We start from the raw sequence: 25,478 nt of genomic DNA, 5'->3' as shown, positions 1-25,478 counted from the left end.
CCACTCATCGGCCACTCATCGGCCACTCATCGGCCACTCATCGGCCATCTCATCAGCCACTCATCGGCCATCTCATCAGCCACTCATCAGCCACTCATCAGCCACTCATCAGCCACTCATCAGCCACTCATCAGCCACTCATCAGCCACTCATCGACCACAATCAGCCACGCACGATACCCGTCAACGGCCGCGCCGCCCTCGCCTGTCCAAACAGCGCCGCCGCCGTGCGCTGAGGATCGAGTCCGAGACTTTCACTCGCCGCACCCGCGATCAACGCATCGAGCGACGTAGTCGGTTTCAGATCACGCGCTTCATACAAGTCGTGCGGCGCAAGACCAGGCCAATCGGCGATCACCCGTCCACCTTGCACCGAACCGCCCAGCACCATCGCCACCGAGCCGGTGCCGTGATCGGTGCCGCCCGTGCCGTTGGCGGCCGCGGTTCTGCCGAACTCCGTCGCGACCAGCACGGTGGTCTTGCTCCATGCTGGACCCATGCCGTCGCGCAACGCCGCGAGCATCGTGTCGAGCGCCTTCAACTGGTTGGCGAGGCGCGCGTTCTGCGCACTGTGCGTGTCCCAGCCGCCGGTTTCGATCATCGCGATCCGTGGACCGTCTTCGCGCGACAGAAAACCAGCGGCGAGCTTGCCGAGGCTGGCCGGATCCTGGCGCGCGCCGGCAGCGCCCGCGAGGCCACGCGTGGTCATCGCCGACTCCCATAGCGGCCGCAATTGCGCATCCTGCTCGTAGAGCTGCGAGACCCGCGCGAGCAGATCGTCGGGCGCCTGCGGGAGTGCCGAGGGTGCATACGAGCTCACCGCCGCCGTGCCGCGCAACGCCATCGGCACGGTCGGCGCGAAGGCGATCGCGTTTTCTCGCGTGGCGGGCAACTGCGCGACGAGCCGGTTGAGCCAGCCGTCCCTGATCTGATACGGCGATGCGCCGCCGGTCTCGAGCACGTTCTGCCCATCGAAGTGCGAGCGGTCGCGATACGGCGACGCTACCGCGTGCACGAATACCACCTCGTGGTTCGCATACATCGCGGCGGTCTGCGCGAGCGCCGGATGCAGCGCGAAGCTGCCGTCGAGACGCGGCGCGTTCGACGTGTCGATTGCGAGCGCGCCACGCAATGTCGCGTAGGCGGGTTCGGCATACGGCACGACGATGTTCAGACCGTCGGCGGCGCCGCGCTGGATCACGAACACGAAGCGGCGATCGGTGGCGACGCTGGCGAACGCGATGCGCGGCGACACGAGCAGCGCGCCAGCGCCGGCAGCGGCAGCGGCGACGCTCAGAAACTGGCGGCGTGACAGCATGGCATTCATCTCCGTTGAAAGTCCGGCGAGACCAGCAACAGCGCGATCGCGGTGGATACACTCTCCGCTCGCGACACGGCGGCGGCCGTCGGCGCACTGAGCGATCCGGCCAGCAGAGTCTCGCCGAGCGAGCGTGCATCGAGCCGGTCACCCACCCGCGCGGCGAAGCGCTGCGCCATTTCGACCCGACGCACCAGCGCATCGGGCGCGGCCCAACTCGCGGCGATGTCGTCGTAGCCGGCGGGCGAGCCCGGCCGCCACACCGGCTGACCGAGTTGCGTGAGGATGGGCGCGCTCTGCAGCGTGCCGGGATCGCGCCAGCCGAGTCCGCGCATCGACGAAATGGCCCACTCCCATGGCGTCTTGAACTTCACTGCCGTGGCCGACCACGCTTGCGGCGTGTCGAGCAACGCGCGGTACACGGTGGGCAAATCGCCGCCGCTGTGCTCGAACGCGCTCGCGAGCCGCGCGCTCACGTCAGGCGGTGGATTGTCGCCGACGAAGTGCCGGGCCAGCTTGACGCCGATATGCTGCGCCGTCGCCGGCGCGTGGGCGAGGTCATGCAAGATCGCGAGCGCCTGCTGTTCACCTGCCTGGTCGTAGCTGCGTCCCATGATGGTGCGCGAACCTGGCTCGTGCAGGGCCGCGCGAAACACGAAGGTGCCGGGCGCGGCGTTCGGTTGCATCGCGTGCGCGTTCGCGTTGCCTATGTTGCCCATGTTGCCGAGGCTGGCCGCCTTAGCCGGATTGGCCGCGTTCGTTGAATTGCCGGCGAGACTCCAGCCGGTCAGCGCACGGGCGAATTCGGTGACGTCTTCCTGGCTATAGCCGCTGCGCACGCCGAGTGTGTGCAGCTCCATGATCTCGCGCGCCAGATTCTCGTTCAGCCCGCGTTTGCGCTCCGGATTGCGCTGCGCCGCGCGTATCGCCGCCACGCTGTCCGGTCCGACCGAGCGGGGCTGATCGAGAAACAGCTGCATGGCCGGATGACGTTCGACGGCCACCAGCATGTCCTCGAAACGGCCGAGCACGTGTGGGCGGATCGCCTCCGCTTCGAATGAGCCAGCCAGCGCGGCGACGCCCGGCTTCTCGGTGGAAACCGCGAAGTGGTTGGCCCAGAAATGCACCAGCCGTTCGACGAACGGCGTCGGCGTGCTCAAGGCGCTCGTCACGCGCGCATTGACCGATGCACGGTACATGTCGAGTATTTCGACGCGGATGGTTTTTCGTTCGTTATGCCTGGCAATTTGCTTTTCGGATTGAGTTGCAGACTGAGCAGCGGATTGTGTCGCGGATTGCGGGCTGGTTTGAGGATTGTCTTGCGAGATGGATTGAGCATTGGCTCGAGCAAGGGTTCGTGCACCCGCCAGCGCCATGCTCCGCGCATCCGCCAGATCGCCGCTCACGCCACTGCTCGCACCACCAGCCGCGCCCTCTTCCGGCTTTTGCCGCGCCTGCTGCTCGAATTGCATGCGCTGCTGCGCCAGCTCGGTCGACAGCGCCACCGAGCCCGGTTGGCTCGCCCAAGCGGTGGGTAGCGGTTCATACTGCTCGAACTGCGCGAGCAGCCAGCCTTGCGGATCGGTGGGCGGTGTGTCGTCGGGACGCGCGCCGAGGCCGAAGCGGTTTAGCGCAATCGCCGCGGCAGTCAGATTCGGTGAGTGAGTCATACCATCCTCTGCGGCAGTGGATAGCCTTTAAACGGCCGCCGCGCCGCAATCCGTCGCGGCCGGCTGCATCTTTTCGCGTCTTTTCGCATTTCTTCGCGTTGTCTTACTCGTCCGCCGATGCGCCCAACCCCGGTATTGCCGGCTTCCGTGGATTGGCGGCCGGCTGCGGTTCGCGCCACTGTCCGTGCGACTTCAGGCTATCGGCGAACCGGACTCGCTCGTCGGCCGACAATGTCGCAGCGAAATCCGCCACGCTGCCCTCCACTTGCGCGCGCAGGTTACTGTCGGCCCCGCGCGTGCTTGCGAGCGCGGCGTCCAGTGCCGCGCGATCGAACTGCGGCGCCGCCAGCAGACGCAACACTTCCCGACGCCCTTCGCGGCCCTCGCGGGCAAACTGCCGGCCATCGCGGCGCGCATTCTTCAGGCCGTCGATAAAGGCCTGCTGCCGCTCGGCGGGCAACGTCTGTGCCGCGAAACGCAGCGCCCGTTGTTGCGCCAGCACCGGCGCGTTCGCGCCATGCGCCGCGAACCATTGATAAGCACCCCCGACGATCGCGCCCAGCAAAAACACATTGAGCACCAGGGACGCCGCCAGCAAGACTCTCCATGACCGGCCATTCATTCACCGCTCCAATCGGCGGAGGTTCCGCCAAAACTCGAAGTCAGATAAGAGGACTCGTGCGCAACCGGCCCGCTCTCCGTCAGCACGAAGAACGACACGGCGAGCGCGCCCGCCACCCCGCCCAGCAGCCCGACCCCGGCGACCGCCGCGCCGGACCACCACAGCCGCCAGCGCGCCGTCGGTCGCTGCACCGGCGCGCGCTCGACGATGCGCTGCTGCAACGCGGCGCCGGGCGGTTCGAGCTGGTCGGCGGCGAGCCATGCATCGAGGTCGGCCGCGGCGCTCAGCACGGCGTCGGCCGCGGCGCGATGCGACTGCGCCCACGCCTCGGCCGCGGCACGCTCCTCGCGCGGCCAGCGATGCGGATCGGCGCCGTACGCTTGAATGATCTGTTGGAATCTTTCGGGCGTCATGACTTGTCCCTGGTGAGGCCGCTGCCGGCCAGTTGGGCGCGCAGCGTGCGGCGCGCGCGGGCCAGCAGACTTTCCAACGCATCGACGGTGATGCCCATCAAGGCGGCAGCGTCGAGGTTCGACATCTCCTGGTAGTAGGTGAGCACCAGCGCCTCGCGTTGCCGTGCCGGCAATCCGGCGAGCGCCGCGCGGACCTGTTCGTGCCGGGCGCGCGCTTCGAACTGGGCATCGGGCTGAGCGGCCGGATCGACCGCTTCGGGCATCTCGTCGCGCGGCTCCTCGCGCCGGCCGCGCAGCCGGTCGTAGCAGAGATTGAGCGCGACGCGATGCATCCACGTGTCGAATCTGGCGTCGCCTTCGCGCCAGCGCGACGCCTGCTTCCAGATCCGCACGAACACTTCCTGCGCCACGTCCTCCGCCTCCATGCGATCGCCGAGCATGCGCATCGCCAAGGCAAGCAGACGCGGCAGCTTGCGCGCGACGAGCGAGCGCACGGCGGCCGGATCCTGCCGGCCGACCTGTTCGAGCAACTCGGCGTCGGGATCGCGTTCGCTCAAGGCGTGACGCTCCGCAGCGCAGCTTCGAGCGTTCTGATGCAACTCACGTTGACCTCACCTCACACGGATCGTCGCACGCGCACCAGGTCGAACGGTGCGCGCCAACGATGAATCGCAGCGCACGATGCGCCGTTGCGGCCGCAATCAATATACGACGAACGCCGGCCGGTAGTAGACCGGCCGCGCCGGGTAGACCACACAGCCGGCGAGCGAGACCGCCAGCAGAATCATCACGAGCGTCTTCATGGCAACGTGCCTGGTTGGGTGAGCGGCTCCCGCAGTCGCTCCCGCAGTGACTCCGTCTCTTCTTGAACGCAGCAGCGCGAAAAATCCGTCGCTGTGATTTGCTCCTGAAGAAAACCATCCAACGGTATGGGTCAAACGCGCCGCAACGCACGCTGCACAGTTGCGCAAAAGCGCTTCACACGCGCCGCGATGTCAGCGCAACGACAGCAACCGTTATGCAAATGAATGGCAGCCGAGAGCCAACGTAATGTTTGCGCCCCGAAACGTTAATCAACGAATGGTCCAATGCGCGCAGCTTTATTGCGGTAAGACCACGAGCTGTATTTCTAACAACAACCCCCAGCGAACATCCACACGCATGTCGATGGAAACGCTGAACGGCGAGTCGAACCAGGAGCCAGTCTGATGTTCCGTAGAACCCTCTTACCCATCCCGTTTGCCGCGCTATTGACGCTTGCGGCGTGCGGCAACAATAGCGTGAACGCGCCGGCATCCACGGCGACGGCTGCGGTGTCCGCCCAGGACGCCGTCGCGACCGCCACGCCGATCAAGCACGTGGTGGTGATCTTCGGCGAGAACGTCTCGTTCGACCACTACTTCGCGACCTACCCGCAAGCGTCCAATCCGGTCGGCGAACCGCAATTCACCGCCGCAGCCGGCACCCCGACGGTCAACAACCTGAGCAGCAACAACCTGATCGCGGCGAACCCGAACGCGCTGGCCACCTCGCCGAACACGGCGGGCCGCACGGTCGGCAGCGTGACGATCGCGGGTCTCGGCCTGCCGGCCGCCGACCTGCTGCCGTTCCGCCTCGACCGCTCGCAAGCCAACACGGCGAGCCAGAATCACGCGTACGCCGCCGAACAGCTTGCATACAACAACGGCGCGATGGACTCGTTCCCGTTGTTCACGGCGTCGAACTCGACCATTGCCGGCAGCACCGGCGCATTCGCGACGAAGGGCCAGGTGCTCGGCTATTTCGACGGCAATACGGTCACGGCAATGTGGAACTACGCGCAGAACTTCGCGATGAACCAGAACGCGTACACGGACACGTATGGTCCGTCGACGCCGGGCGCGCTCGCCGTGGTATCCGGCCAGAACAACGGCGTGATCGTGACGGGCGGCACATCGGCCAACGCGATCCCCGACTCCGCTGGCGGCTTCACGATGATCGGCGACCTCGACCCGACGGGCGACGTCTGCACGACCGCGGCAGGCAGCACAGTGACAGGCACGATGTCGTCGAACAACAAGAACATCGGCGACCTGCTCAACGCGAAGGGCCTCACGTGGGGCGGCTTCATGGGCGGCTTCAACCTGCAGACCGTCAACGCAAACGGCACGACCGGTTGCGCGCGCTCGACCTTCTCACAGGTGCTGAACGCGACCAAGACCGACTACATACAGCACCACGCATGGTTCCAGTACTACGCGAGCACGGCGAACCTCACGCATACGCGTCCGTCGTCGACGGCGGTGATCGGCACGACCGATCCGCTCGACAATACCGCCACGCCGGTTCACCACCAGTACGACACCGACGACTTCTTCGCCGCGGTGAAAGCGGGCAACTTCCCGTCGGTCAACTTCCTGAAGGCGCCGGCAGTCGAAGACGGCCACCCGGGCAACTCGGACCCGATCGACGAACAGGCGTTCGTGACGAACGTGATCAACTTCCTGCAGCAACAGCCTGACTGGAAGAACACCGCCGTGATCATCGCGTACGACGATTCGGATGGCTGGTACGACCATCGTTACAAGGCGCCGACCAGCTCGTCGTTCGACTCCACCACGGAGCAATCGGCCGGCGGCAAGACGGTGGCGGGCAGCGACAACCTCAGCGCGGCCGGTCAGTGCACGGCAACCGGCGCAGTGCAGCCGCAAGGCGTGAACGGCGGCGCGGTGAACGGCCGTTGCGGCCCGGGTACGCGCACGCCGTTTATCCTGGTGTCGCCGTGGGCGAAGGTCAACTTCGTCGACGACACGCCGATCACCCAGGCGTCCGTCGTGAAGTTCATCGAGGACAACTGGCTCGGCGGTCAACGCCTGGGCGGCGGTTCATTCGACGCAAGCGCGGGCAGCATCATGAACATGTTCGACTTCACGGGCTCGGGCAATGCGCCGACGGTGTACCTGGATCAGAACCTCGGTATCAAGCTGTCGACAGCTCCGGCCATCTGAGCGGCAGCGGTGAGAAGCGCGGCGCTTGCGCATGCCGTTGCGTGACGCAACGCGCCAGACTCGGCGTGCAATGCACCGTGCAATGTGACGCGCAATGCGGCGCGCAACGCAGCGCAAACCGTAGTTGGGATCGAGCCAGTGCAAACGCGCGCTGGCTCGATTTTCCTGTTTACCGCATTCGATCGAATTACCTGAGAACGCCATGAATCATCCCTCAGATGCCGTCATGCGGCCGTCTCCGCCCACCGGCGACGAGCCGGGTCCCGTCATCATCCGCCGCGCGTGGCTGCGGCTGCTCGCGTGGTGCGCGGGCGGCCTCGTGCTCGCACTCGTCGTGCTGGGCGCGTACGCGCTGGTGTACCCGGAGCGGATGCCGCCCGCGGTCGGCGCGATCGTCGAAGACATCACCGGCGCGAATCCCCATCCTGCCCAATTGATGCGGCCGCCAGCAGCGCCACTGAGCGCCGTGGCGCTGCTCGGCAAACAGATCTTCTTCGACCGCACGCTATCGGCTTCCGGCGTGCAGTCGTGCGCGACATGCCACTCGCCGCAACATTCGTACGCGCCGGACAACGCGTTCCCGGTTCAACTGGGCGGCGCCCGTATGTCCGAGGCGGGCTATCGTCCGCCGCCTTCGCTCGCCTACCTGTATCGCCAGGCGCCGTTCAGCATCGGTCCCGATCAGGGCGACACCGACGCTCCAGTCGACATGGCGCAACTCGCGACGCAAGCCGCCGGCACGCAGCGCGCGCAAAAGACCGCGCTCGCCGCGCCTGCCGCGCCTGCCGCGCCTGCCGCGCCTGCCGCTCCCGCGATGGTGCCGCAAGGCGGACTGTTCTGGGACGGCCGCGCCGATACGCTGCAGATCCAGGCGCTGGGTCCGTTGACGAATCCGGTGGAGATGGCCAACGCGACCGAAGCGGACGTCGCGCGCAAGCTGCTACACACGCAGTACCTGGACCAGTTCAAAAAAATCTTCGGACCGTCGGTCGTCAATAATCCGAGCCTGCTGATTTCGGAAGCGTTGTTCGCGGTCGGCCGCTATCAGATCGAGGATCAATCGTTCCATGCGTTCACCAGCAAGTACGACTACTGGCTCGAAGGCAAGGCGCGACTGACGCACGCCGAGCTGCGCGGCCTGCGGCTTTTCAACGACAAGGACAAGGCGAATTGCGCGGGCTGCCATTTGAGCCAGCCGAGCCGCGACGGTCTGCCGCCGCTCTTTACCGATACGCAGTACGAAGCACTCGGTGTGCCGCGCAATCCAGCCATCCCGGCCAACAAGGACCCGAAGTTCTTCGACATGGGCGTGTGCGGACCGTTTCGCGACGATCTCGCGCAGCAGACGCAGTACTGCGGCATGTTCCTGACGCCGACGTTGCGCAATGTCGCCGAGCGCAAGGTGTTCTTCCATAACGGTGTCTATCATGAACTCAGGCAGGTGATGGACTTCTATAATCTGCGCAATACGTCGCCCGAAAAGATCTATCCGCGCGACGCGTCGGGCAAGGTGCAGAAGTACAACGATCTGCCGGTTCAGTACCATGCGAACATCGATTCCGCCGATGCGCCGTTCGACCGCAAGCCCGGGGATCGACCCGCGATGACCGATCAGGATATTCAGGACATCATCGCATTCATGAAGACACTCAGCGACGGGTATAAGGACTGAGGTCGACGCGATTGCCAGGCTAACCGCGAAGGCCGTTCGCATAGCCTTCGCGGCGCGGCGCGCGAGCTGCGTGGCGGGTCGGTAACGTGTCGATGAGCGGGTCGACGAGCGTGCCAATGAGCGAAGGTACGGTATCCTTGGCGGTTTCGCGAACTTGATCCCTACCCTGCCCGATGGCCGATTTTCCCTTCGACGCCGTACTCTTTGACTGCGACGGCGTGCTCGTCGACTCCGAACCCATCACCAACCGCGTGCTGACCGAGATGCTCGGTGAGCTAGGCTGGCATTTGACCGTCGAAGAGACGATGCGCATTTTCGTCGGCAAGGCCGTCAAGGACGAAGCCGCGCTGATCGAGGCACAAACCGGTTTCGCGATCACCAGCGACTGGCTGATGCAGTTTCGCGAGCGTCGCAATACGGCGCTCGATAGCGAGCTGCGGGCGATTGCCGGCGCGGCCTGCGCGGTGCGCGCGCTGCACCGGACGTTGAACGGACGCATCGCGGTCGCATCGGGCGCCGACCGGATCAAGGTCGAATTGCAATTGAGCAAGGCCGGCATGCTCGACTGCTTCGCAGGACGCATCTTCAGCGGTCATGAAACGCCACGCAGCAAGCCGTTCCCCGACGTGTACCTGGCCGCGGCAGCCGCGTTGGGCGTGGACCCGGGACGTTGCGCGGTGGTCGAGGATACGGTGACGGGCACGACCGCGGGCGTCGCGGCTGGCGCCACCGTGTTCGGCTATTGCCCGGTGGAACTCGGCCACAGCAGCGCGACTGCATTGCATGGCGCGGGCGCGGTGCATGTCTTTCAAGACATGGCCGAGCTGGCCGGGTTGCTCGGCGGATGGCGCGGCGTCACGCGCTGATGGGCAACACCCGATGCCCGCGTTCGATGCCGAGGTTCGATCGCGTGGCTCAGCGGGCAAAAAAGATGTCGGCGACGCAACGACACCGGCGCGTCGCGAGTTGGTCCACGGCGGTCACTTTTCGCGCGTAAGTGTGCGGTGAATGTGCATTGAGCGACCCACGCGCCGCTTTGCGACGCGTGGCATGGTGTGTGCAACTGGAACGCATGGGCGCGCCCATTGCCCATTGCCCATTGCCCATTGCCCATTGCCCATTGCCGATTGAACCTTGCCGGAGATCCACCATGACTACCCTGATCCTGAAAGACCTGTCCCGCTTCGACGAACTCGACCACGCGGCATCACAGTCCGTGCGCGGCGGCATTGCGTGGCTGACGCGCGAAAGCCCCGTGGCATGCCCCGGCGGGATGATGCCGCCGGTTTACATCCGGCGCGGCTGGAGCGAATATCCACCCGTTCACGCCGGTTGCGGACCGACGATAGTGCCGCTCGGCAACTCGCCTTCGCAACCGCTGCACGTGGTGCCGTTGTAGGCGCAGCGCGCCGTTTGTCGAAAAAACGAAAGCCCCGCAAGATTTCCATCTTGCGGGGCTTTGTTTCGAGCTGGCTAGAACGTCTCGCGCCTAGCGCGACATCATATTCATGCTGACGTTATGCATCACCCACAACGTGCCGCCGATCACGATCACAGCGGTCAGCGCCGTGAATGCGAACGCCGTCACATTCCAGCGTTGCGCCGACGACGAGTTCATGTGCAGGAAGAACACCAGGTGCACGAGGATCTGCACGAACGCGAGGCCCGCGATCGCGAGCAATGCGCTTTGCCCCGTCAACGTCCCCGTCATCACGAGGCCGAATGCCGCGACAGTCAGAATGACCGACAGCACGAACCCCGCCGTATAGCTGCCGATGCTGCCGTGACTTTCACCCGAGTGTGCGTTATGGCTATGGTCCATTTAGATCACGCTCGCAAGATAGACAAAGGTGAAGACGCCGATCCACACGACGTCCAGAAAGTGCCAGAAAAGGCTCAGGCACGTCAGGCGAATCATGTCGCGTTCGGTCAGGTCACGATGACGCAGCACCTGAATGGCGAGCACCACCATCCAGATCAGCCCGAACGTCACGTGCAGACCGTGCGTGCCGACCAGCGTGAAGAACGACGACAGGAACGCGCTGCGCCCCGGACCCGCGCCTTCGGCGATCAGGTTCGAGAACTCGCGCATTTCCAGCACCAGGAACGCGAGGCCGAGCACGAACGTCACGGCGAGCCACGACAGCAACACGCCCTTGCGATTCTTGTGCGCGCCCAGCATCGCGAAGCCGTACGTGATACTGGAGAGCAGCAGCATCGTCGTTTCGAGCGCGACGCCCGGAATCTCGAAGAGATCCTTACCGCTCGGACCGCCGGCGAACTGATGACCCATCACCGCAAACACGGCGAACAGCGCCGCGAACACGATGCAGTCGGTCATCAGATACAGCCAGAAGCCGAATACCGAGTGCGACGGCACATGGTCCGGCGCGAGATGCGGTTGGACCGCAATAGTCTTCTGTAACATCAGTCCACCTCCAGCGCGACCTGCGCACCGGCGCCCGCGCCGACACCGGCCACGGCACCAGCACCGCCGCTGCGTTTCTCTTCAGTCAGCGCGACAGTGTCGGCCGGAATGTAATAGCCGTCGTTGTCCATGAAGCTGTAGACGATCACGGTGCCGATCGCACCAACCAGGCCGACGATCGCCAGCCACCAGATGTGCCACACGCCTGCAAAGCCGAGCACCAGCGAGAACAGACCCACCAGCAGACCCGCGGACGTATTCGACGGCATGTGAATGTCGCGATACACCGGTTGCGTTTGCGGGCCCTTGCGCGACTTCATGTCGGTGAACGCATCGAGCTTGCGCACCGTCGGGATGATCGCGAAGTTGTACGCCGGCGGCGGCGAGGTCGTCGCCCATTCCAGCGTATGACCGTCCCACGGATCGCCCGTGAGGTCGAGGTTTTCCTTGCGATCGCGGATGCTGACATACAGCTGTAGCAACTGGCAGCCGATACCGATCGCGATCAGCACGGCGCCGAACGCGGCGGCGATCAGCCACGGATGCCATGCCGGGTTGTCGTAGTGGTTCAGACGGCGCGTCATGCCCATGAAGCCCAGCACGTACAGCGGCGTGAACGCGAGCCAGAAGCCGGTCTGCCAGAACCAGAACGCGGCCTTGCCGAGCTTTTCGTTCAGCTTGAAACCGAACGCCTTCGGGAACCAGTAGTTGAAACCGGCCAGATAGCCGAACAGCACGCCACCGATGATCACGTTGTGGAAGTGAGCGATCAGGAACAGGCTGTTGTGCAGCATGAAGTCCGCGCCCGGAATCGCCAGCATCACGCCGGTCATACCGCCGATCGTGAAGGTGATCATGAAGCCGATGGTCCACAGAACCGGCGTGGTGAATTGCAGACGGCCCTTGTAGATCGTAAACAGCCAGTTGAAGACTTTGACGCCGGTCGGAATCGCAATCACCATCGTCGCGATACCGAAGAACGCGTTCACGTCCGCGCCCGAACCCATCGTGAAGAAATGGTGCAGCCACACGAGGAACGACAGCACCATGATCGCGCAGCTCGCCCACACCATCGTCTTGTAGCCGAACAGCGGCTTCTTCGCGAAGGTCGCGACGACTTCCGAGAAGATACCGAACGCCGGCAGGACCAGGATGTACACCTCAGGGTGACCCCATGCCCAGATCAGGTTCAGATACAACATGGCGTTGCCGCCGGCTTCGTTGGTGAAGAAGTGCATGCCGAGGTAACGGTCCAGACCGAGCAGCGCGAGCGTGACGGTCAGGATCGGGAACGACGCCATGATCAGCACGTTCGCGCACAGCGAGGTCCACGTAAACACCGGCATCTTCATGAACGACATGCCCGGGGCGCGCATCTTCACGATGGTCACGAAGAAGTTCACGCCGGTCAGCAAGGTCCCGATACCGGAGATCTGCAGACTCCACAGGTAATAGTCGACCCCGACACCCGGACTGAACTGCAATTCGGACAGCGGCGGATAAGCCAGCCAGCCGGTCTGCGCAAACTCACCGATCACCAGCGAGATGTTGATCAGGATCGCGCTGACCGCGGTCATCCAGAAGCTCAGCGAGTTGATGAACGGGAACGCGACGTCGCGTGCGCCGATCTGCAGCGGCACGATGATGTTCATCAGGCCGATCATGAACGTCATCGCCATGAAGAAGATCATGATGACGCCGTGCGCCGTGAAGACCTGATCGTAGTGATGCGGCGGCAGATAGCCGGGGCTCAGGTAGGACAGCGCCAGTTGCATACGCATCATGATCGCGTCGGCGAAGCCGCGCAGCAGCATGATGAATGCAACGATGATGTACATGACGCCGATTTTCTTGTGGTCGACCGAGGTCAGCCACTCGGTCCACAGATAGCGCCACTTGCCGAAATACGTGACTGCGCCGAGCACGCCCAGCGCGCCGAGCACCATGAAGATGCCCGCCGTAACGATGATTGGCTCGTGATACGGAATCGCATCGAGCGTAAGTTTTCCGAACATGCGTTACCCCTTGGGCTTACAGTTAGCGTCCGTGATGTTGTCCAGGACGTTCCCGTTGTTGTATCGGGCAATGATGTTGTGAAAGAGCTTCGGATCGACCGACGAGAAGTACCGCACCGGATCTTTCTCGCTCGGCGCCGACACCGCGTGATAGCGGTCCATGTCCAGACGGTCCGACGACGCGCGTACTTTCGCGACCCATGCATTGAACTCGTTGGGCGACGTGGCGAGCGTGCGGAACTTCATGTCCGAGAAGCCCTTGCCGCTGAAGTTCGCCGTCATGCCCGCGTAGTCACCGGCTTCATCCGCGATCAGATGCAGACGCGTTTGCATGCCTGCCATCGCGTAGATCTGGCCGCCGAGTTGCGGAATGAAGAACGAGTTCATCACCGTGTCCGAGGTGACCACGAAGTTCACCGGCGTGCCGACCGGGATCGCCAGCTGGTTCACCGATGCAATGCCAAGGTCGGGATAGATGAACAGCCACTTCCAGTCGAGCGCGACGACTTCGACGTTGATCGGCTTGACCTGCGACTCGAGCGGACGATACGGATCGAGCTCATGCGTGCTCTTCCACGTCAACACGGCGAGGAACAGAATGATCAGCGTCGGAATCGTCCAGACGGCGATTTCGATACCGGTGGAATGCACCCATCCCGGACGATATTCCGCATTGCGATTCGACGCGCGATAACGCCATGCGAACAGCAGCGTCAGCGCGATGACCGGCACGACCACGATCAGCATGGCCCAGGTGGACGTGGCAATCAGCTCACGTTCGGCCAGACCCACACTCCCCTTCGGATTCAAGATATCTAAATTGCTGCAACCCGAAAGCAGCAACGCGAGGCTGGCGGAAACGAAACTCATCGACCCTCGCAGAGTCTTTCCTTTCATATCCATTGCCTCTTTTTTTGGACTTCAACGAACGTCATTCGGCCGCTCTCCATTAATAAGCGCTCGCATGTTAGGGGCGCGACGATCCGCGATAAACCCTCGATTTCGCAACGATCTATTGCGTCGCAACATGTGCGACACGTTGCCGCACACCTGCGCGCAAGCTGAGGTTTGCAATGCTCTATTACAGAGCACTGAAAAGTTGACGCATCACAAAAATCCCCTGAAAAAAGCACTGAAACGCAGCGCAACCGGACTGGCTGTGCCGCGCAAGATGTGCTCAGGGATTCAAGTCGACGCCGCAAACACGCGTGAGCGAAGCAGCATCCGCGAGCGCAAATGCTGCATCCGCACCACACATCGTTTTATCAGCCCGGCGTGCGGGTTGCGGTGACGGCCGCTGCGGGCGCCGCTGCCTGCAGATGCGCGCCGCCGTCATCCGGTGCGGAGTCCGCAGGTTGGGCCGAGCGTTCCGATTGCGCGAGCAGCGTGCCGACCGACGGATCGATCGCATCGGTGAACGGCTTCGGATCGAGACCGATCGCCAGCACCAGCAACGCCATCGCGCCAAGCAGCACGAACTCGCGTTTGCCGAGGTCCTTCAGTTTCGCGACGCGCACATTGGCGATGGCACCGAAGACCACGCGCTTGTACATCCACAGCGTGTAGGCTGCGCTCAGGATCAGCGTGGAAGCGGCGATCGCGCCGATCCAGAAGTTGAAGCGGATCGCGCCCATCAGCACCATGAACTCGCCGACGAAACCCGACGTGCCCGGCAAACCGATATTGGCCATCGAGAACAGCATCACGAACGCCGCGAAGCGCGGCATGGTGTTCGCCACGCCACCGTATTCGGCGATCGACGCGGTCCTGGTGCGATCGTAGAGCATGCCCGTGCATAGCAGCATCGCGCCGGACACCACGCCGTACGACAGCATTTGCACGATCGCGCCAGCCTGGCCGATGCGGTTGAACACGAACAGCCCGAGCGTGACGAGACCCATGTGCGCCACCGTCGAATACGCGAGCAGACGGCGCATGTCGGTTTGCACGAGGGCGAGCAGGCTCGCATAGATCACGGCGATCAGCGACAGCGTGATCATCATCGGCGCGAAGAAATGGCTGGCCTGCGGTGCGATCGGCAACGCGAAACGCAGCAGACCGTAGCCGCCCAGCTTCAGCATGCCGATCATCACCGCGGCGCCGGTCGGGCCGTCGAGGTGAACATCGGGCAGCCACGTATGCACCGGCCACATCGGCACCTTCACGCCGAACGCGGCGAGGAAACCCAGGAAGATCAGGATCTGCGGCAGCGTGCCGAGGCGCGTTTCACGCCACAACGCGAGGTCGAAGCTGTGCGTCTGGCTGTATAGATAGAGCATCGACATCAGCATCATCAGCGAGCCGAGGAACGACACGAAGAAGAACTTGACGGCCGCGTACGAGCGGTTCGAATGACCCCACGTGCCGATCAGCAGATACAGCGGAATCAGCGTCGCTTCGAACGAGATGAAGAACAGCATGCCGTCGAGCGACGTGAACACGCCCTGCATGAAACCCGACAACATCAGGAACGCGCCGAAGTACTGCGCGGTGCGCTCGGTGATCGACTCCCACGAGGCGATCACGATGATGATCGTGGTGAGCGCAGTCAGCGCGGCGAGCCACAGCGAAATCCCGTCCACTCCCACGTGCCATGCGATATCGAACGTGGGCGACCAGCGCACGTTTTCGACGAACTGCATCGACGCGACGTCGTTGCGGAAATTCGCAACGAGCGGAATCACCGGCAGGAAACCCGCCACCGCGCCGCCTAGCGCGAGCCAACGGGTGCGACCACGTGCCGTGTCAGACCCGGCGCGCAAAACCACGAGCCCGGCGACAATAGGGATCCAGATGAGAAGACTAAGAAGAGGCAATGGCATGTGCTCTGTCAAAAACTTGAATACAAAAACGCCGCATCAACGCCTTCGAAATCGAAAGCATTGAAATGGCTATGTAGGCTGGATTTCGCTGAAATTGCCGTGTAAGCGGTCGCGTCCCTTACCCGCTCCCTTACACGTTTACCCGCAGTCGAACGACCGAGGGTGGGAGATTACCAAGATAAGAATACTTTTGCATCGCAACAACGCTCCGATGGCGTCGGCAATGCATTGTTGTCGCGCGCACGCTTGCAGAACGCATAAAAATGTGCGTTTGCACAAAGCGTTCCGCACCCAATATGGGCTGCGAATTTTGCAAACAGAAGCTAACAATTGAGGGGAAATTAGTTGCCGTTGCCGCGCAACGCCCGGTCGATGCGCGATGCTGGAACGAATGATGCTGGGCAGGAAGCCGCGCGAAGGCCGATTTTGCTCTTTCAGCAAAAATTTTTCCGGCTGCCCGGCAAAATAAATTTTTGGTCCGGCACTCCAGATTAACGGGCACATCGAAAAATGCCACGTTGATCCGCTGTGCAACCACCGTAGCCGATGGTCAGGCGAGTTGCCCTGGTTTCCAGGTTGCCCCGGCGGAAGCCGAATATACTTCGGCGGTTTGCAGACGGACGCGGACGCGGTGAAGCACACTATCTTCATCTGCCGCGCGTCGCTGCTAGCCGGCCATACTTTTCGGATACCGCATGGCGCTTCGTAACGAAGTTGTCGGTCCCGCACTCGAATGCCGCGGGCTGAGCAAACACTACGGCGCGGGCCGCATCGTGCTCGCGCACCTCGATTTCACGCTCGCGCAGGGTGAATTCGTCGCGATCATGGGTGACTCCGGCGTCGGCAAATCGACGCTGCTCAATCTGATCGCCGGACTCGACAGCGCGGATAGCGGAGACGTGATCATCGACGGCAGTCCGGTTGCGCAACTGGACGACAACGCCGCGACACAGCTGCGCCGGCGCAAGCTCGGCTTCGTGTTTCAGGCCTTCCATGTGCTGCCTCATCTGACGCTCGCGCAGAATGTGGCGCTGCCACTGCTGCTCAACGGGTTGCCTGTTGCCGGTGCGCTCGAGATGCTCGCGGCGGTCGGCCTGGGTGGCCGCGGCGATGACTTTCCGCGGCAACTCTCCGGCGGTGAGCTACAACGCGTGGCGATTGCGCGGGCACTCGTGCACCGCCCCAAACTCATCCTCGCCGACGAACCCACGGGCAACCTCGATCCTCATACCGCGCACGATGTGCTCGGTCTATTCCGCGCACAAAGCAAGGCGACCGGCGCGGCCACGATCATGGTGACGCACTCGGAAGCGGCGGCAGCCATCGCCGATCGCATCCTGATTCTGAGCGACGGCGGCTTGCACGCGTGCGCCACCGAGGCCGCGCTGGCCGGCCAGCCTCTCACGCGCGGCTCCCCTGCTGGCCCAGCCGACAATGCGCGCTGATTTCCACTCACTGCGACGCATGCAGGGACATCGCGTTCTTGCACGCTGGCTAGTGGGCGCCGAATGGCGCAGCCATCGCACACGCGCGCTGGTCGCGATCGCGACGATCGCGCTCGGTGTCGCGCTCGGTTACGCGGTGCAACTGATCAACAGCGCGGCCTTCAACGAATTCTCGGCGGCGGCCCGCAGCCTCTCGGGCGAAGCCGATCTGCAAGTGCGCGGCGCACAGCCTGCTTTCGACGAGTCGATCTATCCGCGTCTGTCGAGCGAGCCCGGCGTGGCGCTGGCGAGCCCCGTGCTTGCGCTCGATGCGACCGTGCCGGGCCAGAGCGCCGCGCTGCCGGTCCTCGGCATCGATGTGTTCAAGGCAAGCCGGATTGCGCCCGATCTGATCGGCGTGGCGTCGCCGGAACGACCTTTCGATACGCTCGCCTCCGATGCGGTGTTTCTGTCGACAGCCGCGCAACAATGGCTCAACGTCAAAACCGGCGATGACGTGGCGCTGCAAAGCGGTACGTCGATCGTGCGTTTGCGCGTCGCGGGCGGCCTCGTGAGAACGCGACCGGGACAGAGGCTCGCGGTGATGGACATCGCCGCCGCGCAGTGGCGGTTCGGCAAGGTGGGCAAGCTGTCGCGCATCGACGTGCAGCTCGAGCGCGGCGTCGACCGCGAACGCTTCAAACGTGATCTGCAAGCGCGGCTCGGCAGTCAGTGGATCGTCTCGGCAACGCGCGACGCCGAGAGCCGCACCGATCGTCTGTCGCGCGCCTATCGGATCAACATGAATGTGCTCGCGCTGGTGGCGCTCTTCACCGGCGCGTTCCTGGTGTTTTCGACGCAGGCGCTGGGTGTCGTGAGACGTCGCGCGCAGTTTGCGATGCTGCGCGTGCTCGGACTGACGCGCGGCCAGCTGTTACGCCAGATCCTGCTGGAAGGCGCGTTGCTGGGGCTGCTCGGTTCGTTGTGCGGGCTCGCGCTGGGCTACGCGATGGCGAGCGGCGCGCTGCACTTTTTCGGCAGCGACCTGGGTGGCGGCTACTTTCCCGGCGTACAGCCGCGGGTCGGTTTCGAGCCGTTGGCAAGCGCATTGTTTCTGGCGCTCGGGGTCGCTGTGTCGGTCGTGGGAAGTTTGGCGCCGGCGCTCGAGGCGGCTCGCGCGAGGCCCGCGGCGGCGCTCAAGGCGGGCGCGGAAGAAAGCGCGCTGGCTCGGCTCGCCACACCGTGGCCCGCGTTGATATGTCTGCTGGCGGCCGCCGCTCTCACGCAGCTTCCGCCCTGGTTCGATGCGCCGATCGGCGGCTATGTCGCCGTCGCGCTACTGCTGGTCGGCGGGATCGCGTTGATGCCACGCGTCACCGCGCTGATATTCGGCGCGGCGAGCCGTGCGTACGCGGCGCGACGCCACGCGGGCGCGGCCAGTACGCTCGCGCTCGCGCGCCTTGCGAATGCGCCGGGCCACGCGTCGATCGCAATGGGCGGCGTGCTGTCGAGCTTCGCGCTGATCGTCGCGATGGCGATCATGGTGGCCAGCTTTCGCGTGTCCGTCGAAGACTGGCTGGTTCATCTGCTTTCCGCCGATCTGTACGTACGTGTCGCGCCCAACGGCGAGACCGGTGGCTTGCGCCCCGACGAACAGGCCCGGCTGGCGGCCGTGCCGGGCATCAGAACCGCTGCGTTTGCGCGCACCTCACACCTCACGCTCGACCCGGCGCGCCCGGACGTAGCCGTGCTCGCCCGCGAAATCGATGCCGCCGATCCAGGGGCGCATCTGCAGATGACCGGCGCGGTACTGCCGCCATCCGGGCTTCATCGCGACGAGACACCTGTTTGGGTGTCCGAAGCAATGGTCGATCTGTATGGATACCGAACGGGTCAGCGCAAGCATTTGTCGCTTGGCGGGGGCGGCCATGTGTTCGTTGTGGCCGGCGTATGGCGCGATTACGCGCGACAGAGCGGCGCGATCCAGATACGGCTCGCCGATTATCGGCGCCTGACCGGCGACACCAGCGCAACCGATGTGGCCATTACCGTTCAACCGGGGACGCACATCGACAGTGTGATTGCCGGGCTGCGTGCATTGCCGTTCGGCGCGTCGCTGAATCTGTCGCAACCGGGCGAGATTCGTGCGCGCACGCTGGTGATTTTCGATCGAAGCTTTGCGGTCACGTATCTGCTCGAGGCGGTGGCCATTGTGATCGGATTGTTTGGCGTCGCGGCGACATTTTCCGCGCAGACGCTCGCACGAGCCCGCGAGTTCGGCATGCTACGACACGTCGGCGTGACCCGCGCACAGATTCTCGCGATTCTCGCGCTCGAAGGTGGCATGCTTACCGCGTGTGGCATCGCGGTGGGCTTCGTGCTTGGATTTGCGATCAGCCTGATTCTCGTATTTGTCGTCAATCCGCAGTCGTTTCACTGGAGCATGTCGCTGCACGTGCCCTGGACTGTGTTGGGCGCCGTCGCGCTGGTGATGCTGGCTTCGTCTTGCTCGACGGCGGTGATCGCCGGACGCGGCGCGGTGTCGGTGGATGCGGTGCGCGCGGTGAAGGAGGATTGGTGATGCGAGCGTTGTCGCGAGCGTTGACGCGCGAGTTGGCGGGCGTGTCGATGCGGGAGGCGGCTGCGCGCCTTGACGTGGCGGGTCGATCGGGTGGCTTCGTGCAGGGACGCGCAACGCAGGTCTGGTTCGCTGCGTCGGAGAGGATCGCGTCTTGCTTCGGGGCTATGTCGCGTGAGATGTCATGCGAGGTGCCGGGTGTGTCGAGTCAGGTAGCACGTTCGCTAGAACTACGGTTACGGTCACGGTTATGCCCTCGCCTTCGCGGGTTGCTTTGCACCGGTTTGCTTTACGTCGGCTTGCTCGCCGCGTCGTCTGCTTTCGCCACGCCTGGCGCTACACCGGCCGATTTCGCAGCGGTCACCCCTGAGCGCCCGATCACCTTGCCGCAGGATAGTGGCGTGCATGCGGGCTTTCGTACCGAGTGGTGGTACGCGACGGGTTGGCTCGCCACGCCGGACAATCAACCGCTCGGTTTTCAGATCACTTTTTTCCGCTCGGCAACGGGTCACGACACCGCCGATCCGAGTGCTTTTGCGCCCTCGCAACTGATCATCGCGCACGCCGCGTTGAGCGATCCTGCTATCGGACACCTTGCGCACGACCAGCGCATCGCCCGGCAAGGCTTCGGGCTCGCGTATGCGAAGCCGGTCAATACCGACGTCAAACTCGACACATGGAAAATCATCCGTGCCGCGGACGGCCATTACGACGTCAGCGTCGATGCGAACGGATTCGCTTTGCATCTCGCGCTGACGCCAACGCAAGCGCCGTTCATCCAGGGCGAGCACGGCTATTCACGCAAGGGACCGCGGCCGGAACAGGCGAGCTATTACTACAGCGAGCCGCAATTGCGCGTGACCGGCAGCGTGGTGCGTCCGAACCTGGCGGGGAGTTCATCGCATGGCGATACGGTGGTAACCGGTGTGGCCTGGCTGGATCACGAATGGTCAAGCACGTTGCTCGACGCCAACGCGGTCGGCTGGGACTGGCTGGGCGCCAACCTCGCGGACGGCTCGGCCCTGATGGCGTTCAAGATACGCCGTCGTGACGGACACGCCATCTGGGCACATGCTGCGCTTCGTCACGCCGATGGTCTGGTGACGGCGTTCGGCGCTGATCAGGTCGATTTCACGCCGGTTCGTACGTGGCGCTCGCCGCGCACGAACACGTCGTACCCGGTCTCGATGACAGTCAGGACGGGCGCGCAGACATGGCAACTCGTTCCGCTGATGGATGATCAGGAGCTCGATTCGCGGCAGTCGACCGGTGCGGTGTATTGGGAAGGTGCGGTGCGAGTGAATCGCAACGGTGAGGACGCGGGTCGGGGCTATCTGGAGTTGACCGGCTATGCGAACGCGCTGCGGATCGGGAAGGAGTGAGGCGGGGACGGGGGTCTGGGGGGAATCCGGAGCCATCGGAAGATGGCTGGCAGGAAGACGAACATGAGAAGCGATGCACGGACGAACAGATCGTTGGGTTACTGAAGGGAGCCGAGGCCGGCGTGCCAGTTCAGGAGCTGTGCAGGATGCATGGGTTCAGTGACGCGTCGTTCTACATCTGGCGCGCGAAGTTCGGCGGCATGGAAGTGTCGGAGGCCCGTTGGCTAGAAAACCCGGAAGCCGGGAACGCACGGCTGAAGAAGCTGCTGGTCGAAGCAATGCTCGACATGGAAGCGTTGAAGGTTGTTGTGAAGGGAAAGCACTGAGCCCGCCAGCCGAACGTGAAGCAGTGGCGGCGATTCGGCAGAAGGTCAACATCTCCGAGCGCCGCGCCTGCTGGCTTGTCGGGCTGTCCCGTAACGTGCTGCAGTACGAAGCGAAGCCAGCCTGAGGATGAAGCACTGAGGGCGCGTCTGGCGAAACTGGCGCGTAAGCGTCGGCGCTTTTACTATCGGCGATTGCACGTGCTGACGGAGCGCGAGGGTGTTCACGCAAATCGCAAGCGCGTGCACCGACTATACTTGGAGGTCGGACTGGCCGTGCGGCGCTGTCGTCGGCGCCACGGCGTTACGACTGAGCGAGAGCAACTGGCCTTGCCGCGCGCAGTGCCTGACAATCGTCGGGGTGTATGCAAACGGGGTGACCCTGAAGTTGATTCGGGCCGGCAAGCCCACGCAGAATGCGGACATCGAGTCGTTCAACAACGAGTTGCGCGATGACGATGAATGCCTCAACGAGCACTGGTTCACGATGCTTGCACACGCCCCGGCGGTTATCACGGCGTGACGTCGGGGCTACAACAAGGAACGGCCGCACAGCGCACTGAATTACGTTTCGCCGGCAGAGTTTGCGGCGAAATCTCGAAGTCGTGAATAACGGTCAAAAATGCAAAACCGCCCGAAGGCGGTTTTGTGTTGGTCGGGAATTTACTGCGGGAATGATTAAATTCCCTTCCTGTGAGAACCCCACAGCCGAGGCGCTCTCATTGCCCCACTCTCGGAATCATCATGACAGTAGGGGCGGAGCTATATGTGACAGTCATTGCGTCACCCACTTTAAGATCGATCAATCCCGCTGTCAATCCGGCGGCGTAGGCAGGCTGTCCGTTTCTGGAGACACTGATCGCAGATACAACACCTCCAGTGACCGACATGCTGACGGCACTCAAGTTATTGTTCGTGAAAGTCCAGGGTGATGATCCAACAGTCTGGGCAATGGGAGCCAACCCCAAATTAAGACCTACAAACCCGTTTTGAGCGATGTTGTCCTCGCCCCATGATGTGTAGTTCCAGTTACTTGCTTGCGAGGCAATGAGGCTATCAATTGCGCGGGGGTAATTTATTGGTTGGCCCATGTAATTTCCACGCAGTTTAAGAGAAACCCCTGACGTGAGTGTTCCTACTGTAATCAAGCGGGCAAATGCGTTGCAGCAGCCAATATTCTCTCCAATATTGCCACTGATTTCAGTAAAACCCGTGCAGGAGCCGTCCATGTAAAAACCATTCCCGGCGATGCCAGATAGCTGATTATTCGAAACCATGCAATTCTTGGTATTGTACAGAGTGATTCCCGGCGCGCTAGTCAAACCTCCTGTGCCCGTGAATACAATTGACGCACCACTCCCAATGCCACTGCCAGTAAAATTGTTAGACAAGGTTACAGTGGGGCCGTTTCCATTACCAGAAACAGCGGCCACATAAGTGCCGACCGGGATATTTGTTCCGGATACGCCCTGCCCAACCGCACAACCGCGCGCTGACGGGTAAGGCGTGAACGTCAGTATGTTGGTTCCAGCTGGTGACGCTGCAGAGGTTGTAATCGTTTGTGTCGTCATGCATGTCATCGGGGTGAATGTAATGGCGGCGGCACTGGCTATGGCCCCTGTCGTACCTCGGCTGAGGGTCACGATGGTAGCCGTCACACCGATCACAAACGTTCCGGCGGCAATGTTGGTGCCGCTGACAGTCTGTCCAATTGAGACGCCTGTTGTATCGTTTCCTGGAGACCCGAAGCCATAGTTGTCGTTGTATGTGACTCCGGTAGTAGTCGCGAATGTTAGCGACGTAGCGCCACTGGCGGCACTGGCTGTCGTCGCGATAGTCGATCCAAACAGACCAACGCCGGAAAATACAACTGTCGCGCCGCTTGGAACCGTGGCATTCTGATTCAGCGTAACTGTCGACGCGGCGCCGGATACAACTGTCCCGATTTGAACACTCGTCGTCCCGTTGAAATACCAGGCAGTCATGCCAGCAGCGACCCCCGGGTTATTGTTAAAGTTGAGTGTCGGGGATGCCGTAGTCGCGCTGATCGTCGTCAGTGAAAAGCCATTTTTATTATTTGGATCCCAAACGTTTTCCATCCTGTTTTGAGAGATATTGATCTGGGCGTGAACTCCGCTTTGCTGCGTATATATTGCGGCCGCTGCAGGGTTCCTGATTGTGTTATTAACGACATCTATGTTGGAATTGTTGAATCCGCTTATTGCGGCCAGGTAGAGCGCGGGAGCGCCAGCTGGGCCGTTCGGCCGATTGGGAAATGCACCAATATTGGAAGATATGCCACACGTATCCAGAATATTATCTGCTATTTTTATATTATTATTGCCAAATGTTGAATAACTGGCTTCTGCGGCAACGTAAATACCAGCCGCCATAGAATTGTAAATCTGGTTGCCGATAACTACGATTTCCTGGGCACCTACAATGGCGATACCGCGAGCGTACTTGGTGCCGGTAACTCTGTTGTGCGAAATTGTAATGCGACGAGGACGAACGCCATTACCTTGATATCCGACCACGGAAAAGGCGTCATCTCCACCGTTGATTACCTCATTATTTGTGATTGTAATATCCGCGCTTGCTCCAGTAGCATGGATGCCATCGTGCCAGATATTGAGCAGCGTATTTCCGAAAACCTTCCCATTGGTACATCCGCGCATCATTACAGCTTGACCAGCGCAATTATTCATCTTGCACCCCGAAACCTCGAACTCGCTACACCCCTCGAGATTTACCGGGCCGGCGTTTTCATTGTTGTAATATCCAGTTGCGTTTTGGGAAAAAAACTGAAGATTTTGAACTTTAAAATTACTGGCATTATTCCAGTAAATCGACGCATTTTGACCTTGTGAGGTCGTGCACTGGAGAATCGAGGTCCAGCCCGCCCCCGCAATCGAACCGGTTGCGGTAAGCGTATTGCTGTACAAATAAATGCCGGGTGGAAAATACAGGGGAAGTCCGGAATTGAGCGCCACTTGAATCGCTGCCGTGTCGTCCGTCATGCCATCCCCTTGAACACCAAAACGCTTCACGCTCACTGGCAGATCGAGCAATTCTTGCACAAGCGGCCGTGCGATCAGGCCTGTTGCCGTACCAATCAAAAATGTAGCCGGGTTTACCGTAGTCATTTAATCACCCTATTTTGTCGAATTTAAATTGCGACCTGGAGATTTAAAAACCGCACATCCGGTTGTTACACTTCACGTCATTGGGCGCACAAGAACGATTGGTCACTAGCCGTCGATAAAAGTCGCAGACATTCTCGCGCCTAAATATTTTTAGCAGAAATGCGTGGCAACAATAGTTAATAATGGTTAATTGATATTATTTATCCATAATGCAATCGCATGAAGGCCCTACCAGCCAAGGAGTTCAGCGCAGTAGCTGTCACTGGTAATGATGCCAGCCGTGGTTTGTATATTTTTGCGCAAGAGATTCGTGACAATTCATCACAGTGTCACAAAGTTTTTCGCGGTATCAACTGCGGAGGCATTGTCGTGTTGGCGAAGCAATAACTTTTAAACTGACCTACAAAAATCAAGACGGTAAGATACCGAACAGACGGGCGCATATTCTTGTTGCATGCCTTACATGGCATGTAATTCAATATTGAGCGATGCAATCTCGATCAGTATGCGGGGCCAAATAAACCAAGTCGCGTGGTTTAATCGGAGCGGTCAGAATGTATATGCTGTCGCTAGTAGCTGGATAGACCTTGGCGATTGCTGCCGGGCAATTCGATTCACATGCTGCATAAGTTGGCCGTCTGCGCGCCCCACCAATTCGACTGAACCGCCCCGGATTTGG

General features: G+C 62.0%; 19 protein-coding genes and 1 pseudogene. 8 read left to right on the top strand and 12 right to left on the bottom strand.

Annotated elements, in window-relative coordinates; genetic code table 11:
* Nucleotides 1-162 precede the first annotated feature (162 nt).
* From BN2475_RS25765 to BN2475_RS25745, 5 genes are all read right to left on the bottom strand, one after another.
* The gene (locus tag BN2475_RS25765) at nt 163-1,317 is read right to left on the bottom strand and encodes a DUF1501 domain-containing protein (RefSeq protein ID WP_094782358.1); all 1,155 of its coding nucleotides are present in this window, start codon (nt 1,315-1,317) and stop codon (nt 163-165) included.
* Nucleotides 1,318-1,322: 5 nt separating this feature from the next.
* The gene (locus tag BN2475_RS25760; RefSeq protein ID WP_094782296.1) at nt 1,323-2,987 is read right to left on the bottom strand and encodes a DUF1800 domain-containing protein; all 1,665 of its coding nucleotides are present in this window, start codon (nt 2,985-2,987) and stop codon (nt 1,323-1,325) included.
* A gap of 103 nt (nt 2,988-3,090) precedes the next feature.
* Nucleotides 3,091-3,609 carry a periplasmic heavy metal sensor gene (locus BN2475_RS25755; protein ID WP_094782295.1) on the bottom strand — a complete coding sequence of 173 codons (519 nt, stop codon included), beginning with the start codon at nt 3,607-3,609 and terminating at the stop codon, nt 3,091-3,093.
* Complete coding sequence (locus tag BN2475_RS25750) at nt 3,606-4,022, bottom strand: hypothetical protein (RefSeq protein WP_094782294.1); 417 nt, start codon at nt 4,020-4,022, stop codon at nt 3,606-3,608. The genes BN2475_RS25755 and BN2475_RS25750 overlap by 4 nt, the downstream gene beginning before the upstream one ends.
* Nucleotides 4,019-4,621, bottom strand: a complete 603-nt coding sequence (locus BN2475_RS25745; protein ID WP_094782293.1) for an RNA polymerase sigma factor — start codon at nt 4,619-4,621, stop codon at nt 4,019-4,021. The genes BN2475_RS25750 and BN2475_RS25745 overlap by 4 nt, the downstream gene beginning before the upstream one ends.
* 609 nt (nt 4,622-5,230) lie before the next feature.
* Between BN2475_RS25745 and BN2475_RS25740 the strand changes: the two genes are divergently transcribed.
* From BN2475_RS25740 to BN2475_RS25725, 4 genes are all read left to right on the top strand, one after another.
* Nucleotides 5,231-7,009 carry a phospholipase C gene (locus BN2475_RS25740; protein ID WP_094782292.1) on the top strand — a complete coding sequence of 593 codons (1,779 nt, stop codon included), beginning with the start codon at nt 5,231-5,233 and terminating at the stop codon, nt 7,007-7,009.
* Nucleotides 7,010-7,211: 202 nt separating this feature from the next.
* A complete protein-coding gene (locus BN2475_RS25735; RefSeq protein WP_094782291.1) occupies nt 7,212-8,681 on the top strand; it encodes a cytochrome-c peroxidase in 1,470 nt (489 codons plus the stop codon).
* A gap of 173 nt (nt 8,682-8,854) precedes the next feature.
* Complete coding sequence (locus BN2475_RS25730) at nt 8,855-9,547, top strand: HAD family hydrolase (protein ID WP_094782290.1); 693 nt, start codon at nt 8,855-8,857, stop codon at nt 9,545-9,547.
* A gap of 284 nt (nt 9,548-9,831) precedes the next feature.
* Nucleotides 9,832-10,080, top strand: a complete 249-nt coding sequence (locus BN2475_RS25725) for a hypothetical protein (RefSeq protein ID WP_094782289.1) — start codon at nt 9,832-9,834, stop codon at nt 10,078-10,080.
* A 90-nt stretch (nt 10,081-10,170) separates the two neighbouring features.
* On the opposite strand, the gene cyoD is transcribed toward BN2475_RS25725, so the two are convergent.
* From cyoD to BN2475_RS33855, 6 genes are all read right to left on the bottom strand, one after another.
* Complete coding sequence (cyoD, locus tag BN2475_RS25720; protein WP_094782288.1) at nt 10,171-10,503, bottom strand: cytochrome o ubiquinol oxidase subunit IV; 333 nt, start codon at nt 10,501-10,503, stop codon at nt 10,171-10,173.
* Nucleotides 10,504-11,109: a cytochrome o ubiquinol oxidase subunit III gene (gene cyoC / locus BN2475_RS25715; RefSeq protein ID WP_094782287.1), complete on the bottom strand. Its 606-nt coding sequence runs from the start codon at nt 11,107-11,109 to the stop codon at nt 10,504-10,506.
* Nucleotides 11,109-13,124, bottom strand: a complete 2,016-nt coding sequence (gene cyoB, locus BN2475_RS25710; RefSeq protein ID WP_094782286.1) for a cytochrome o ubiquinol oxidase subunit I — start codon at nt 13,122-13,124, stop codon at nt 11,109-11,111. Before cyoB ends, cyoC begins: the two co-directional genes overlap by 1 nt.
* A gap of 3 nt (nt 13,125-13,127) precedes the next feature.
* On the bottom strand, nt 13,128-14,021 hold the full coding sequence (gene cyoA, locus BN2475_RS25705) for a ubiquinol oxidase subunit II (RefSeq protein WP_094782357.1): 894 nt from the start codon (nt 14,019-14,021) through the stop codon (nt 13,128-13,130).
* A 368-nt stretch (nt 14,022-14,389) separates the two neighbouring features.
* Entirely contained in the window at nt 14,390-15,946 is a 1,557-nt protein-coding gene (locus BN2475_RS25700; RefSeq protein ID WP_094782285.1) for an NADH-quinone oxidoreductase subunit M, read from the bottom strand.
* 130 nt (nt 15,947-16,076) lie between these two features.
* Nucleotides 16,077-16,463: a hypothetical protein gene (locus BN2475_RS33855; RefSeq protein ID WP_143325901.1), complete on the bottom strand. Its 387-nt coding sequence runs from the start codon at nt 16,461-16,463 to the stop codon at nt 16,077-16,079.
* Nucleotides 16,464-16,641: 178 nt separating this feature from the next.
* On the opposite strand from BN2475_RS33855, the gene BN2475_RS25695 reads away from it, so the two are divergent.
* The 4 genes and pseudogenes from BN2475_RS25695 (at nt 16,642) to BN2475_RS25680 (ending at nt 22,266) form a co-directional block, all read left to right on the top strand.
* Complete coding sequence (locus BN2475_RS25695) at nt 16,642-17,391, top strand: ABC transporter ATP-binding protein (RefSeq protein WP_245841580.1); 750 nt, start codon at nt 16,642-16,644, stop codon at nt 17,389-17,391.
* Nucleotides 17,381-19,951: an ABC transporter permease gene (locus tag BN2475_RS25690; RefSeq protein WP_094782284.1), complete on the top strand. Its 2,571-nt coding sequence runs from the start codon at nt 17,381-17,383 to the stop codon at nt 19,949-19,951. The genes BN2475_RS25695 and BN2475_RS25690 overlap by 11 nt, the downstream gene beginning before the upstream one ends.
* A 176-nt stretch (nt 19,952-20,127) precedes the next feature.
* Nucleotides 20,128-21,330, top strand: a complete 1,203-nt coding sequence (locus BN2475_RS25685; RefSeq protein WP_094782356.1) for a lipocalin-like domain-containing protein — start codon at nt 20,128-20,130, stop codon at nt 21,328-21,330.
* Nucleotides 21,331-21,419: 89 nt separating this feature from the next.
* Nucleotides 21,420-22,266, top strand: a pseudogene (locus BN2475_RS25680) (integrase core domain-containing protein).
* Between the two features lie 106 nt (nt 22,267-22,372).
* Here BN2475_RS25680 and BN2475_RS25675 read toward each other — a convergent pair.
* The gene (locus BN2475_RS25675; protein ID WP_094782283.1) at nt 22,373-24,799 is read right to left on the bottom strand and encodes a right-handed parallel beta-helix repeat-containing protein; all 2,427 of its coding nucleotides are present in this window, start codon (nt 24,797-24,799) and stop codon (nt 22,373-22,375) included.
* Nucleotides 24,800-25,478 lie beyond the last annotated feature (679 nt).

This window comes from Paraburkholderia ribeironis (assembly GCF_900019265.1).
Lineage (GTDB): Bacteria > Pseudomonadota > Gammaproteobacteria > Burkholderiales > Burkholderiaceae > Paraburkholderia > Paraburkholderia ribeironis.
Note: the sequence above shows the minus strand (reverse complement) of the source record. Positions and strands in the feature narration are given on the sequence as shown.

What these genes read in the sequence shown, in the direction of transcription:
- BN2475_RS25765 (WP_094782358.1), bottom strand. Translation starts at nt 1,317, where the DNA reads ATGCTGTCACGCCGCCAGTTTCTGAGCGTCGCCGCTGCCGCTGCCGGC.
- BN2475_RS25760 (WP_094782296.1), bottom strand. Translation starts at nt 2,987, where the DNA reads ATGACTCACTCACCGAATCTGACTGCCGCGGCGATTGCGCTAAACCGC.
- BN2475_RS25755 (WP_094782295.1), bottom strand. Translation starts at nt 3,609, where the DNA reads ATGAATGGCCGGTCATGGAGAGTCTTGCTGGCGGCGTCCCTGGTGCTC.
- BN2475_RS25750 (WP_094782294.1), bottom strand. Translation starts at nt 4,022, where the DNA reads ATGACGCCCGAAAGATTCCAACAGATCATTCAAGCGTACGGCGCCGAT.
- BN2475_RS25740 (WP_094782292.1), top strand. Translation starts at nt 5,231, where the DNA reads ATGTTCCGTAGAACCCTCTTACCCATCCCGTTTGCCGCGCTATTGACG.
- BN2475_RS25735 (WP_094782291.1), top strand. Translation starts at nt 7,212, where the DNA reads ATGAATCATCCCTCAGATGCCGTCATGCGGCCGTCTCCGCCCACCGGC.
- BN2475_RS25730 (WP_094782290.1), top strand. Translation starts at nt 8,855, where the DNA reads ATGGCCGATTTTCCCTTCGACGCCGTACTCTTTGACTGCGACGGCGTG.
- BN2475_RS25725 (WP_094782289.1), top strand. Translation starts at nt 9,832, where the DNA reads ATGACTACCCTGATCCTGAAAGACCTGTCCCGCTTCGACGAACTCGAC.
- cyoD (WP_094782288.1), bottom strand. Translation starts at nt 10,503, where the DNA reads ATGGACCATAGCCATAACGCACACTCGGGTGAAAGTCACGGCAGCATC.
- cyoC (WP_094782287.1), bottom strand. Translation starts at nt 11,109, where the DNA reads ATGTTACAGAAGACTATTGCGGTCCAACCGCATCTCGCGCCGGACCAT.
- cyoB (WP_094782286.1), bottom strand. Translation starts at nt 13,124, where the DNA reads ATGTTCGGAAAACTTACGCTCGATGCGATTCCGTATCACGAGCCAATC.
- cyoA (WP_094782357.1), bottom strand. Translation starts at nt 14,021, where the DNA reads ATGAAAGGAAAGACTCTGCGAGGGTCGATGAGTTTCGTTTCCGCCAGC.
- BN2475_RS25700 (WP_094782285.1), bottom strand. Translation starts at nt 15,946, where the DNA reads ATGCCATTGCCTCTTCTTAGTCTTCTCATCTGGATCCCTATTGTCGCC.
- BN2475_RS25695 (WP_245841580.1), top strand. Translation starts at nt 16,642, where the DNA reads ATGGCGCTTCGTAACGAAGTTGTCGGTCCCGCACTCGAATGCCGCGGG.
- BN2475_RS25690 (WP_094782284.1), top strand. Translation starts at nt 17,381, where the DNA reads ATGCGCGCTGATTTCCACTCACTGCGACGCATGCAGGGACATCGCGTT.
- BN2475_RS25685 (WP_094782356.1), top strand. Translation starts at nt 20,128, where the DNA reads ATGTCATGCGAGGTGCCGGGTGTGTCGAGTCAGGTAGCACGTTCGCTA.
- BN2475_RS25675 (WP_094782283.1), bottom strand. Translation starts at nt 24,799, where the DNA reads ATGACTACGGTAAACCCGGCTACATTTTTGATTGGTACGGCAACAGGC.